We start from the raw sequence: 11673 nt of genomic DNA, 5'->3' as shown, positions 1-11673 counted from the left end.
GCTCCCAGGCTTCAACCAGGGGAGCCTCTCTGAAAACGCACGACCCCCCGCGGGCCGCCCGGAAAATTCAGAGGCTTGGAAATAAATGTAACCGCGATCTTAACGACGAGTCTAGCGCTAATATAAGCTAAGTACTTGTTTCGCGTAGGTTGTCCCAAAGTGGAACAGGCCGCACAGAGCAGTTCGCCGTCGCTGAAGGGAACGGCAAAACCTGCGCGCCATGGCGCAGCGCTTCAATCTGATCGCTCCACCATTGCGCCATTTCGACACGCTCGGACCAATGTGCGCCACGATGGTAAGCCGCGCGTACCTGATTGCCGTCGACGTGCGACAGCGAGCGCTCGATTGCGTCCGCACTCCACTTCCCACTTTCGTTCAGAAGCGATGAGGCTGTCGATCGGAAACCATGAGCGGTCATTTCGTCCGGACCATAACCCATCCGGCGAAGAGCGCCGTTGATCGCATTCTCACACATCGGCTTGAGCAATGAACCTAACTTCGGAAAGATGAAACGTCCGTCGCCCGTCAAAGCCTGTGCCTCCCGCAAAATCGCCAGCGCTTGGATTGACAGTGGTACGCGATGCGGTTGGCGTTGCTTCATGCGCGCCGCCGGGATGGTCCAGACCGCCTTGTCAAAGTCAATTTCGCTCCACTCCGCTTGCCGGACCTCCCCCGGACGCTGGAAAACATGGCAAGTGAAGCGCAATGCAAGCTTCGTGACCGGCTGACCGGTATATTCCTCGATCGATCGCAACAGCTTCCCGAATGCCCCCGGGTCGGTAATCGCCGAATGATGCTTCGCCACCGGGGCCACCAGTGCGCCAAGCAAAGGCTGTGCGGGATCGGCGGTGGCGCGCGCGGTGGCCACGGCATAACGGAACACGCGGCTTGAGAAGGATCGCAACCGGCGCGCCGTTTCGCGCTGGCCCGCCTTTTCGGTCGCTTTCAGGACAGCGAGCAATTCGTGCGGGCTGATTTCGGCAATCGGGCGGGTGCCTAGCGTCGGTTCAAGCTTGGACAGCAGCCAGCGAGTCTTTGTGACCGTGACCGCCGCTTTGCCTTCCGCCTCCAGCTTGGCGATATACTCTTCGGCAATCGGGCCGAACGTGTTGGCGGCGGCGATCCGCCTGGCGATTCTGGCCTCGCGCTTGGCGTTTGCCGGGTCGCTGCCCGCTTGCGCCGCCTTTCGCGCGGCGTCGCGCTTGGCGCGAGCGTCCTTCAAGCCGACTTCGGGATAACTGCCCAGCGCTAGCTTCTTTTCCTTGCCGTCCAGCCGATACTTGAGTCGCCAAAGCTTCGACCCTGACGGGGTTAGCAGGAGATAAAGGCCCTTTTCGTCGGCAAGCTTGCGCTCGGTCGCGCCGGGCTTCGCCAATCGGATTGCGGTGTCAGTCAGTGCCATGTCGCTCGCCCTTCCGTCGCCTCCAGCCTCCCGCTTTTCAAAAGGCCCCCAAAAAGGCCCCCAATTTTTTGCGATTGTTGGCGAACGCCAGCAACCACAAGCGGTCAACTTGGCCAAGAAACTAGCAGATTTCCGGGGTTTATTCAAGCGATAATGGACGTCGGCGAATAGGGAAATGGTGCCCAGGAGAGGACTCGAACCTCCACGACCTTGCGATCGCCAGCACCTGAAGCTGGTGCGTCTACCAATTCCGCCACCTGGGCACAGGGACATCGTTCATCCGGTAGGCGGCGGCGCTTAGAGGGGCGCGGCGATGCTTGTCAATGCGCTGCGAAGGCGGCAAAGACATCATCCATGTCCGCCCCCCTTGCCCCACCCCTGATCACCGTCTTCGGCGGCGGCGGGTTCGTCGGCCGCTATGTGTGCGAAGCGCTACTGCGCGCCGGTGTCCGCCTGCGCGTCGCCCAGCGCGACCCGCGCGCCGCCTATTTCCTTCAGCCGCTCGCCGCGGTCGGCCAGCTCGGCTTCGCCGCCGCCGATCTTGATCGCCCCGCCACCGTGGCCCGCGCCGTGGATGGCGCAACAGCGGTGATCAACCTCGTCGGCATCCTCAAGGGTCGCTTTGACGCGATCCAGGTCGACGGCGCGCGCACCGCCGCCACTGCCGCGCGCGATTTCGGAGCGACCGCTTTCGTCCAGGTCAGCGCGATCGGCGCCGATCCGGCGAGCCCCTCGGCCTATGGCCGCTCCAAGGGCCAGGGCGAGGAAGCGGTCCGCGCCGTTTTCCCCGCGGCGACGATCATCCGCCCCAGCCTGGTGTTCGGCCGCGAGGACCAGCTGACCAACCGCTTCGCGGCGATGGCGCGGCTGCCGATCCTGCCGGTGATCGCGCCCGCAACCCGCTTCCAGCCGATCTATGTCGCCGACCTCGCCCGTGCCATCGCTGCGGCGACGCTCGACCCCGCCACACATGGCGGCAAGACCTACGAACTCGGCGGGCCCGAGGTCATGACCATGCGCAGCCTCAACGAGCGCATTGCCGCGCTGGCCGGCCAGTCGCCCGCGATCGCCGAAGTCCCTGCCTTCGCCGCCGAGGTGATGGCGAAGCTGGGCTTTCTGCCCGGCGCACCGCTGACCAAGGACCAGTGGATCATGTTGCAGCAGGACAATGTCGCCGCGTCCGACGCGCCCGGACTCGCCGCGTTCGACATCTCGCCGACCCCGCTCGATTCCGTCGCGGGCGGGTGGCTCGACCGGTTCCATGCCGGCGGCCGCTTCGCCCCGCGCAAGACCGCATCCGCCCATCCTTCCGCCTAGGAGCGCGCCTTGCCGATCCTTCTCGTCGTCATCCTTCTTGGCATCGTCGAGGGCGTCACCGAATTCCTGCCCGTCTCCTCGACCGGCCACCTGATCCTCGCCAACGCGCTGCTCGGCTATGATCCCGAGACGTGGAAAGTCTTCAACGTCGTCATTCAGCTCGGCGCGATGCTGGCAGTGGTCGTGCTGTTCTGGCGCACCATCCTCGCCGTCGTCATGGGGCTTATACGCGGCGAACCGGGAGCAATCGCCTTCGTCCGCAACGTCCTGATTGCCTTCCTCCCCGCCGCGGTGATCGGCCTGGCGATCCACAAACAGATCGAAGCGATGCTCGGCTCGGCGACGATCGTTTCGGTCGCGCTGATCGTCGGCGGCATTGCCATCCTGATCGTGGAGCGCACTGCGAAGAACGCCACCGTCGCCTCGGTCTCGGCCATCCCGTGGCAGAAGGCGCTGGCGATCGGCTTCATCCAGTGCCTAGCGATGATCCCGGGCGTCAGCCGATCGGGCGCGACCATCCTCGGCGCGCTTAGCCTGGGGGTCGAGCGCCGCACCGCTGCCGAGTTCAGCTTCTTCCTCGCTTTGCCGACGATGGCCGGGGCGACCGCGCTCGAGCTGTTCAAGAACCGTCATGCCCTGGGGCCGATCGGACTCGACATGATCGGGGTCGGATTCCTCGTCTCATTCATCGTCGCGGTGGTCGTGATCAAGGCATTCATGGCGATCGTCACGAAGCGCGGCTTCGGCGCCTTCGCCTGGTATCGCATCGTCGCCGGTGCCACCGCGCTGGTGTGGTTGTCGATGCGCTGAAGTCTGAATGCTTGTTCAGGTACTCCGCGCCGAATCATGCTATCATCTGCGATCCGTACCGGAGATTGACATGCGTGCCCTATTGCTGACCCCGCTCCTCCTCCTCGCGAGCCCTGCGCTCGCCCAATCCACGCCCTATGACAACGCCATCCCGCGCGAACTCACCGATCCCGCCATGCCGGCGCAGGTCGGCCGCATGGCCGGCGCGCTGACCAAGGCGCTGATGGACGTGCCGATCGGCGAAGTGGAAGCCGCGATCGATGGCCGTCCTGCCACTCCCGCCGATCGCAGCCGCACCATCGGCAACACGGTCGGCGGACCCGGCATGGCGCGCCAGGTCGAGCAGCAAGTCGCCTCCAGCGCCGGCACGCTCCAGTCGAGCGCCCGCGCCCTCCAGCGCGCCATGCCGGCGATCGAACGCGCCCTCGGCCAGGCCGCGGCCGACATCGCACGCGCCACCGCCAACTTGCCCGACCCGACCTACCCCCGGCGATAAGTCCGCCCAAAAGCGGTTGCATTCGGTATCCGGACGACCATATGCTGCGCTGCAGCAAAGAAGCGTTCGCACGCTTCTTGCGCGCATGTGGACGAAGGAACGGTCATGCGTAACGGACTTGGCGATACCCTCAACCGGCTCAAATCGCTGGCAAAGGTGCAATCCATACGGCCCGGATCAACCCCGCTCGGATCGACCAAGCTCACGCCACTCGGCGACTTCGGCTCGAACCCCGGCGCGCTGACCGGCTGGGTCTTTGTCCCGCCCCACGCTACTGCCAGCTCGCCCCTCGTCGTCGTCCTTCACGGCTGCACGCAGACGGCGGCTGGCTACGACCATGGCTCGGGCTGGTCGGAACTGGCCGAGCGTCACGGCTTCATTCTGCTCTTTCCCGAGCAGACCCGCGCCAACAACGCCAACCTCTGCTTCAACTGGTTCGAGCCGGGCGATACCTGCCGCGACGGGGGCGAGGCGCTGTCGATCCGCCAGATGATCGCGGCGATGGTCGATCGTCATAGCATCGGTTCTACCCGCATCTTCGTCACGGGTCTCTCGGCGGGCGGCGCGATGACCTCGGTCATGCTCGCCTGCTATCCCGAACTGTTCGCCGGCGGCGCGATCATCGCCGGCCTGCCCTATGGCGCCGCCGCGTCAGTGCCCCAGGCGTTCGAACGGATGCGCGGCCAGGGCCTCGTCAGCGACGCCGCCGCCGCGACCCGCGTCCGCCGTGCGTCGACCCACCTTCACGACTGGCCGACCATCTCGGTCTGGCACGGCACCGCCGACATGACCGTATCGCAGGTCAATGCCGACGCGATCATCGGCCAATGGCGCGACCTCCACGGCGTCGCCGACGAGCCCGATCGCGAAGACCGGGTCGACGGTTTCCCCCACCGCGCCTGGCTGGACGACTGCGGCCGCGTGGCGATCGAGGAGTATCGCATCACCGGCATGGGCCATGGCACCCCACTAGCCACGGCCGGCGATGACGGTCTCGGCGCGGCGATCCCGCACATGCTCGATGTCGGCATTTCCTCGACCCGCCACATCGCGGCAGGATGGGGCCTGCTCGACACTCGCGCTCGCAGCGCTGAGCTGCGCCCTGCCTCGCCGCTGCCACAGCGCGGAGACACCCGCGCCACGGTCCCGCGCCCGACCTCGGCGCACGGCATCCAAGCGACGATCGAGGCTGCCCTCCGCTCCGCCGGCCTCATGCGCTAGTCCGTGTCCCGCGATATTGTCGCAAGGGCGGTGGACGCGCCGAGCACGGCCGCTAAAGCGGGCCCATGTGGCAACTGTTTCAATTCCCTCTGTGCCCCTTCTCACGCAAGGTTCGTCTCGTCCTCGGCGAAAAGGGCATCGCCCATGAGCTGGTCCGCGAGAATCCGTGGGAACGGCGCGACGAATTCATGGACCTCAACCCGGCCGGCGAAACACCGGTGCTGATCGAGCCCGACCTCGGCTTCACCCTGATCGGCAGCCAGCCGATCGTCGAATATTTCGACGAGACGGTCGACAAGATGCCGGTCATCCACGGCAATGCCGCCGCCCGCGCCGAAATCCGCCGCCTGACCGCCTGGTTCGACGAAAAGCTCTTCCGCGAAGTGGTCGAGCCGCTGATGCACGAACGAATGCGCAAGCGCCTGGTCAGCCACGAATCCCCCGACACCGGCGTGCTTCGCCAGGCAATGAAGATCGCCAACAACCACCTCGACTATATCGACTATCTCCTCGACCACCGCCGCTGGATGGCCGGGGCCGGGCTAAGCCTGGCGGACTTCGCCGCAGCGGCGCAGCTCAGCGTGATCGACTATCTCGGCGCGCTCGATTGGCGCGGACACAAGCAGACCAAAGACTGGTACGCCGTAATGAAGTCGCGCCCCGCCTTCCGCCCGCTGCTCGGCGAGCGGATGGAGGTCATCGTGCCCCCGGCCCATTATGACAAGGTGGACTTCTGATCCTAGCCGAGTTCCGTCACGTCGCCGACAGCCCGATCATCCGCGCCACGATCATCCCCAGCAGAACCGCCGTGCTGACCCCCAACCCCGCCAGCGCCGGCCCGGCGCAGCCTCGTGCGAACGCGCCGGTGACGACCATCTTCAGCGCCATGTTGGCGGCAACCGTCCCGGCGATGGCGACCGCTGCGACTTGGTGGCCAAGCGCACCCGTCGGCAGTCCCGACAGGGTCACGACGGCCGCATCGACATCGAACGTGCCCGTGATGAACAGCGAGATCGCCGTCCCCGACTCGCCGAATTGCTGCTGCGCCCAGCGCGTCGCGACTGCCCCCGCCGCGACGATCAGAAGGAACATCAGCGCGGGCAGCAGCTCGACAGGGTTACGCGCCGTCTCGCCGTCGGCCGCGCCGGCATTGGGCGAGCGCACCCAACCGATCAGCGCGGCGATCGTGCCGACCACGGCGGCCGGTCCAACGACACCGATGAACGGCAGCAGCGTCGATGGCGTCAGCAACGCCACCAAGATCATCACCCGCACATACATGATCGCCGACGCGATGATAATCCCGGCGTTCAGCGGCCCCTCCTCGCCCGTGCCGAGGCGGCGCGCGAACGAAGCGGTGACTGCGGTCGACGAATAAGCACCGCCGATGATCGCCGAGGCGAGGATGCCGTTGCGCGCGCCGATCGTGCGATTGGCAACATAGCCGACGAACGAGAAGCCGGTGACCAACACGACCACCAGCCACAGCCGGAACGGGTTCCACGCGTCGTAGGGACCGAGCAACTGGTTGGGCAGAAACGGCAGTACTGCCGCGACGATGACCGCATAGCGCGCGAACGCCTTGACGTCGGTCGCGGTGAGCCGGCCGACAAATTTGTGCATTTCGCGCCGCGTGCTCAAGATGAAGGTCACCATCGCCGCGCCCGCCACGGCCAGCGCCGGCTGTCCGGCCCCGGCCAGCATGCCGAGGCCGACGGCGAGCAAGGCGGCGACGATGCCGGTGACGTCCCGCCGCCCCGGCTGTCGCCCGAATCCGATCAGCAGCGCGCCGGCCATCGCGGCGGCCAGGACGACCGCGACCGCAGGATGGATCAGGGTCCCGAGCAGCGCGGCCAGCCCGCCGCCGCCGCCGAGCAGCGTGAAGGTGCGCACCCCGGCGACCCGCGTCCCGCTCCGCTCGCGCCGCAGCTTCCAGCCCCGCTCGATCCCGATCATCAGCCCCGCCGCCAGCGCCGCGCCAAGATCGAGCGCCGGAGAGCCGGTCATCGTCAAGCTGACGGCGCGATGCTCACGCCAGCCACCGCGCCGCCACCAGATAATTGAGCCGCAAATCCTCGCTCAGGTGAAGGCCGCGCGTCGGCGAGAAGGCGATGCCCTTCACGTCGCTTACCACCATCCCCGCGTTCGACAGCAACTCCGCCATCTGCTCCGGGCCGATGAATTTGTCATAATCATGCGTGCCGCGCGGGATACGGCCGAACCCCTCGGCCAGCGTGATGGTCATCAGCCGCGACAGCGCGGTACGGTTCGGGGTCGACAATATCATCAGGCCGCCCGGCGCCAGCCGCGCCGCCAGCGACCGCACGAATGCGGCCGGGTCGGCGACATGCTCGACCACTTCCATTGCGGTCACCAGGTCATAGGCGCCATCGAGCGCCTCGACCCCGACCGCGTGATAGTCGATTCCCAGCCCGACCGCCGCCGCATGGTCGCGCGCCGCAGCGATCAACTCCGGCGCCGCGTCGACCCCGGTCACTTCGGCCCCCAACCGTGCCAACGGCTCGCACAGCAACCCGGCCCCGCAGCCGACATCGAGCGCCCGCTTCCCCGTAAGCGGACGCAACGCGCACTCGTCGACCGACCAATGCTGGTCGATCCGGTCGCGCACATAGGCCAGCCGCACCGGGTTCAACTTGTGGAGCATGGCCGATGCGCCATCCGGATCCCACCAGTCGCCCGCCATCGCCCCGAAGTGCGCCGCCTCTGCCGCAACGATACTTGTTTCACTCATCCGCCCCTCCTAACAGGACGCCGCCGCACGACCAAGGATAACGCCAACCACCATGCCCCGCATCGTCATGAAATTCGGCGGCACCTCGATGGCCGGGATCGAGCGCATTCGCCACGTAGCCGAGCGGGTGAAGCGCGAGGTCGCCGCCGGCAACCAGGTTGCGGTGGTGGTTTCGGCCATGGCCGGCGAGACCGACCGGCTGGTCCAGTTCTGCAAGGAGGCGGCGCCGCTCTACGACCCGCGCGAGTATGATGTCGTCGTCGCGTCGGGCGAGCAGGTCACCGCCGGCCTCCTCGCCATGACCCTTCAGGGCATGGGCCTCAACGCGCGCAGCTATATGGGCTGGCAACTCCCGATCCGCGCCTCGGGCCACGCCTCCGCCCTGATCGAGACGATCGACGTCGAGGTGCTCGAACGGGTGTTCGACGATGGCGGCACGGCGGTCATCCCCGGCTTCCAGGGCGTGACGTCCGAGGGCGCACTGGCCACGCTTGGCCGCGGCGGGTCCGATACCTCCGCCGTCGCCCTCGCCATCGCGGCGAAGGCCGACCGCTGCGACATCTACACCGACGTCGATGGCGTCTACACCACCGACCCGCGCATCGTCCCGCGCGCGAAAAAGCTCGACGTCGTCACCTATGAGGAAATGCTCGAACTTGCCTCGGTCGGCGCGAAAGTGCTGCAAACCCGCTCGGTCGGGCTTGCCATGCGCTTCGGCATGCCGCTGCAGGTGCTGTCGTCATTCGAAGATCTGCCCGGCACCATGATTGTTGCCGACGAAGGAAAAGACATGGAACGCAACGTCATCACCGGCATCGCCCACGATCGCAACGAGGCGTTCATCACGCTCACCGGGCTGCCCGATCGCCCCGGCACCGTCGCTGCCGTGTTCGGCCCGCTCGCCGACGCCGCGATCAACGTCGACATGATCGTCCAGTCGGCCCCGCGCGCCGGGGTCAAGAGCGACCTCACCTTCACCGTGCCCAAGGCCGGCCTGGCTCACGCCGTCGATGCGCTGGAGAAGATGAAGGATGCGGTCGGCTATGAGGACATGCTGACCGATACCGACATCGTCAAGATCAGCGTCGTTGGGGTCGGCATGCGCAGCCACGCCGGCATCGCTGCCAAGATGTTCGCGACGCTGGCCGAACGCGGCATCAACATCATCGCCATCTCCACCTCCGAGATCAAAGTCTCCGTCCTGATCAGCGAAGATTATACCGAGCTCGCCGTCCGCGTCCTCCACACCGCCTTCGGCCTCGATGCCCCGCGCGACGAGGTCGCAGCGTGAGTGGCGAAGGCGTCATCGCCGAACCGCGCGCGATGCACTCGGGCGGCGTAGGCAGCGCCCGCCTCGCCGAGCTGATGAAGCGTGGCACCGATTTCCTCAGCTGCGAGGTCGCCATCCTGTGCGGCGCGATGAGCTGGGTGTCCGAGCGCAATCTCGTCTCGGCCATCTCCAACGCCGGCGGCTTCGGCGTGATCGCGTGCGGGGCGATGACCCCCGACCTGCACGACCGCGAGATTGCCGCCACCAAGCTGCTCACAATCAAGCCGTTCGGCGTCAACCTGATCACCATGCACCCGATGCTGACCGACCTGATCGACGTCTGCGCCAACCACCGCGTCACCCACGTCGTCCTTGCCGGCGGCCTGCCCCCCGGCGGCGCGATCGACCGCATCAAGGCGAGCGGCGCGCAGCTGATCGCCTTCGCCCCCGCCCTCTCCCTCGCCAAGAAGCTCCGCCGCTCGGGCGCCGACGCGCTGGTGATCGAGGGGATGGAGGCGGGCGGCCACATCGGCCCGGTTTCGACCTCGGTCCTCGCCCAGGAAGTCCTGCCCGAAATCGCCGCCGAAGTACCCGTCTTCGTCGCCGGCGGCATCGGCCGGGGCGAGGCCATCGCCGCCTACCTCGAAATGGGCGCGGTCGGGGTCCAGCTCGGCACGCGCTTCGTCTGCGCGACCGAGAGCATCGCCCACGCCAATTTCAAGAAGGCATTCCTCCGCGCCTCGGCCCGCGACGCGGTACCATCAGTTCAGCTCGACCCGCGCCTGCCCGTCATCCCGGTCCGCGCCCTCAAGAACCGCGAAACCGAGAATTTCGCTGCCAAGCAGCGCGAGGTCGCGAACGCCCTCGACGAAGGCAGCCTCGACATGGCCGAGGCCCAGCTCCAGATCGAGCATTACTGGGCCGGTGCCTTGCGCCGCGCAGTCATCGACGGCGACGTCGAGAGCGGCTCGGTCATGGCCGGGCAAAGCGTCGGTATGGTCAAGCGCGAGGAACCCGTCGCCGCGATTATCGCCGAACTGGTGGCGGAGGCCAGCGCGGCGCTGGAATCGCGCGGCTAGAAGGGATTGCGGATCGTCACCTGCTGCTCGACCACCAACCCATCCTGGATGTCCTCCGACCACAACGTCTCGCACCGGGCGAGCAGCGCCGCCGCCACGATCGTCGCATCCTGTTCCAGCAGAGAGGTCAGGACATTGGTGTCGAGAAAATCAGCGACCATTCGCCGTGTCGCGGTCGAACCATCCCGGCGGGAGCAACCCGCAGAACCGACGCAGTGCCGCAACCACTGCTTTCCGTCGCCGAACCTCCAGCCGCACGCCCCGATTGATGCCGCCTACGCGCGGATTGCAGTCGATCTGGCGCGTGAATATTCCGACACAGCAACGCCTGGTTGATTCCGTCACGGCGATTGTTTCGGCGAGCGGTCAGCAAATGTCGGCGAGCGTCGCGCGATCGAAGCCGAACGGTTCGGAGCGGGACATCAACTGCTTCATCTCGCCATGCTCCTTCCGTTGAGTTCCTCTCAGCCTACGCGATCGGGCGTGCCGCAGATAGTCGGGAACGAGCTGCTTCGAGGCGAGGAGCGCTACGCCTGGCAAGTCATGCGGAAAAGCATCCAAAGTTCACTAAAGTTCACACGGTACGGACTTGCACCGACGGCGCGCTCCTCCGGTGGAATTGACGCGGGATAAAAGATGAGAATCAGCCGAGGCCCGCGTGGCACGAGCGTGGGGCTGTAGGAAAGTTTTTTCGGAAATGTCCGCAATTGGCGGAAGGCCGTCCGGCAGCTTTGCGGCATAGCGTAGCTTAAAACTGCCGTAGGGAATGAACGGTCCGAGCGTCGGGGCGTTAGCGCTCAAGCGAAATGGTCGAGGAGAGATCGATGGCTGACGCCCCGCAACGCAATGCAAAACACGAAGCACTCGCGGTGTTCCTCGGGAAATGGGCGGCACACGGAACGTCGTTCGGAGGCACTGACCAAACCGGCGAAGATCCCAAGGCGAAAGGGCAAGCCTGGATGAGCACCCACGAAGCAGCTTGGCATACTGGCAGGTTTTTCATCATCCAAGACGAGCGTGCGGACATCGCAGGCAATCAATTTGACACATTAAGCATAATCGGAGTCGATGACGACGGATCATACTTCTCTCGGAGTGTCGAAAATCATGGATTTTATCGAAAATACAAAGTGACTTGTGAGGGTGATCGATGGAAGTTCGATGGAGCGACGGAACGAGCGACTGTGGCTTTCGAACACGACGGCAAGCGTCAGGTTTGGATTTGGGAATGGAAACCGGACGAGGCATGGCTCCCACTATGTGACCGTGTTGCGGAACGGGTCGATTGATGAGGCTATAACGGCTGCTTTGCCGGCCGGAGTGTTC

Annotated in this window: 12 protein-coding genes and 1 tRNA gene; 8 read left to right on the top strand and 5 right to left on the bottom strand. The window is 65.8% G+C overall.

Annotation, left to right across the window (positions count from 1 at the left end; translation table 11 throughout):
* Positions 1–127: 127 nt before the first annotated feature.
* Together RMN84_RS08140 and RMN84_RS08135 are read right to left on the bottom strand one after the other, a co-directional pair.
* Entirely contained in the window at positions 128–1402 is a 1275-nt protein-coding gene (locus RMN84_RS08140) for a phage integrase central domain-containing protein (RefSeq protein ID WP_309611677.1), read from the bottom strand.
* 176 nt (positions 1403–1578) lie between these two features.
* A tRNA-Leu gene (locus tag RMN84_RS08135) sits at positions 1579–1665 on the bottom strand.
* Positions 1666–1756: 91 nt separating this feature from the next.
* On the opposite strand from RMN84_RS08135, the gene RMN84_RS08130 reads away from it, so the two are divergent.
* The 5 genes from RMN84_RS08130 to RMN84_RS08110 all read left to right on the top strand — a co-directional run bounded on the left by RMN84_RS08130 (position 1757) and on the right by RMN84_RS08110 (position 5983).
* Positions 1757–2719, top strand: a complete 963-nt coding sequence (locus tag RMN84_RS08130) for a complex I NDUFA9 subunit family protein (protein ID WP_309611675.1) — start codon at positions 1757–1759, stop codon at positions 2717–2719.
* Positions 2720–2728: 9 nt separating this feature from the next.
* Positions 2729–3529, top strand: a complete 801-nt coding sequence (locus RMN84_RS08125; protein WP_309611674.1) for an undecaprenyl-diphosphate phosphatase — start codon at positions 2729–2731, stop codon at positions 3527–3529.
* A gap of 70 nt (positions 3530–3599) precedes the next feature.
* Positions 3600–4025: a hypothetical protein gene (locus tag RMN84_RS08120; protein ID WP_309611673.1), complete on the top strand. Its 426-nt coding sequence runs from the start codon at positions 3600–3602 to the stop codon at positions 4023–4025.
* A 105-nt stretch (positions 4026–4130) separates the two neighbouring features.
* On the top strand, positions 4131–5246 hold the full coding sequence (locus tag RMN84_RS08115) for a PHB depolymerase family esterase (RefSeq protein ID WP_309611672.1): 1116 nt from the start codon (positions 4131–4133) through the stop codon (positions 5244–5246).
* Between the two features lie 65 nt (positions 5247–5311).
* Entirely contained in the window at positions 5312–5983 is a 672-nt protein-coding gene (locus RMN84_RS08110) for a glutathione S-transferase family protein (protein ID WP_309611671.1), read from the top strand.
* A 16-nt stretch (positions 5984–5999) separates the two neighbouring features.
* On the opposite strand, the gene RMN84_RS08105 is transcribed toward RMN84_RS08110, so the two are convergent.
* Positions 6000–7253, bottom strand: coding sequence for an MgtC/SapB family protein (locus RMN84_RS08105; RefSeq protein WP_309611670.1), 1254 nt, complete (start codon positions 7251–7253; stop codon positions 6000–6002).
* Positions 7254–7275: 22 nt separating this feature from the next.
* Positions 7276–7998, bottom strand: coding sequence for a bifunctional 2-polyprenyl-6-hydroxyphenol methylase/3-demethylubiquinol 3-O-methyltransferase UbiG (ubiG, locus tag RMN84_RS08100; protein ID WP_309611669.1), 723 nt, complete (start codon positions 7996–7998; stop codon positions 7276–7278).
* Positions 7999–8050: 52 nt separating this feature from the next.
* Between ubiG and RMN84_RS08095 the strand changes: the two genes are divergently transcribed.
* Both RMN84_RS08095 and RMN84_RS08090 read left to right on the top strand, forming a co-directional pair.
* Entirely contained in the window at positions 8051–9289 is a 1239-nt protein-coding gene (locus RMN84_RS08095) for an aspartate kinase (RefSeq protein ID WP_309611668.1), read from the top strand.
* A 74-nt stretch (positions 9290–9363) separates the two neighbouring features.
* A complete protein-coding gene (locus tag RMN84_RS08090; protein WP_309611676.1) occupies positions 9364–10347 on the top strand; it encodes a nitronate monooxygenase in 984 nt (327 codons plus the stop codon).
* Here the strand turns inward: RMN84_RS08090 and RMN84_RS08085 are convergent.
* Complete coding sequence (locus RMN84_RS08085) at positions 10344–10508, bottom strand: hypothetical protein (protein WP_309611667.1); 165 nt, start codon at positions 10506–10508, stop codon at positions 10344–10346. The two genes, RMN84_RS08090 and RMN84_RS08085, sit on opposite strands and share 4 nt — an antisense overlap.
* A 663-nt stretch (positions 10509–11171) precedes the next feature.
* Here RMN84_RS08085 and RMN84_RS08080 point away from each other — a divergent pair.
* Positions 11172–11636 carry a hypothetical protein gene (locus tag RMN84_RS08080; protein WP_309611666.1) on the top strand — a complete coding sequence of 155 codons (465 nt, stop codon included), beginning with the start codon at positions 11172–11174 and terminating at the stop codon, positions 11634–11636.
* The last annotated feature ends 37 nt before the right edge of the window (positions 11637–11673 follow it).

The sequence above is a fragment of the Sphingomonas sp. genome, assembly GCF_031380695.1.
GTDB lineage: Bacteria > Pseudomonadota > Alphaproteobacteria > Sphingomonadales > Sphingomonadaceae > Sphingomicrobium.
Note: the sequence above shows the minus strand (reverse complement) of the source record. Positions and strands in the feature narration are given on the sequence as shown.

Excerpts from the sequence above, each read along its gene's own strand:
- ubiG (WP_309611669.1), bottom strand. The coding sequence starts at position 7,998 with ATGAGTGAAACAAGTATCGTTGCGGCAGAGGCGGCGCACTTCGGGGCG.
- RMN84_RS08110 (WP_309611671.1), top strand. The coding sequence starts at position 5,312 with ATGTGGCAACTGTTTCAATTCCCTCTGTGCCCCTTCTCACGCAAGGTT.
- RMN84_RS08115 (WP_309611672.1), top strand. The coding sequence starts at position 4,131 with ATGCGTAACGGACTTGGCGATACCCTCAACCGGCTCAAATCGCTGGCA.
- RMN84_RS08090 (WP_309611676.1), top strand. The coding sequence starts at position 9,364 with ATGAAGCGTGGCACCGATTTCCTCAGCTGCGAGGTCGCCATCCTGTGC.
- RMN84_RS08085 (WP_309611667.1), bottom strand. The coding sequence starts at position 10,508 with ATGGTCGCTGATTTTCTCGACACCAATGTCCTGACCTCTCTGCTGGAA.
- RMN84_RS08120 (WP_309611673.1), top strand. The coding sequence starts at position 3,600 with ATGCGTGCCCTATTGCTGACCCCGCTCCTCCTCCTCGCGAGCCCTGCG.
- RMN84_RS08080 (WP_309611666.1), top strand. The coding sequence starts at position 11,172 with ATGGCTGACGCCCCGCAACGCAATGCAAAACACGAAGCACTCGCGGTG.
- RMN84_RS08140 (WP_309611677.1), bottom strand. The coding sequence starts at position 1,402 with ATGGCACTGACTGACACCGCAATCCGATTGGCGAAGCCCGGCGCGACC.
- RMN84_RS08105 (WP_309611670.1), bottom strand. The coding sequence starts at position 7,253 with ATGACCGGCTCTCCGGCGCTCGATCTTGGCGCGGCGCTGGCGGCGGGG.
- RMN84_RS08095 (WP_309611668.1), top strand. The coding sequence starts at position 8,051 with ATGCCCCGCATCGTCATGAAATTCGGCGGCACCTCGATGGCCGGGATC.
- RMN84_RS08130 (WP_309611675.1), top strand. The coding sequence starts at position 1,757 with ATGTCCGCCCCCCTTGCCCCACCCCTGATCACCGTCTTCGGCGGCGGC.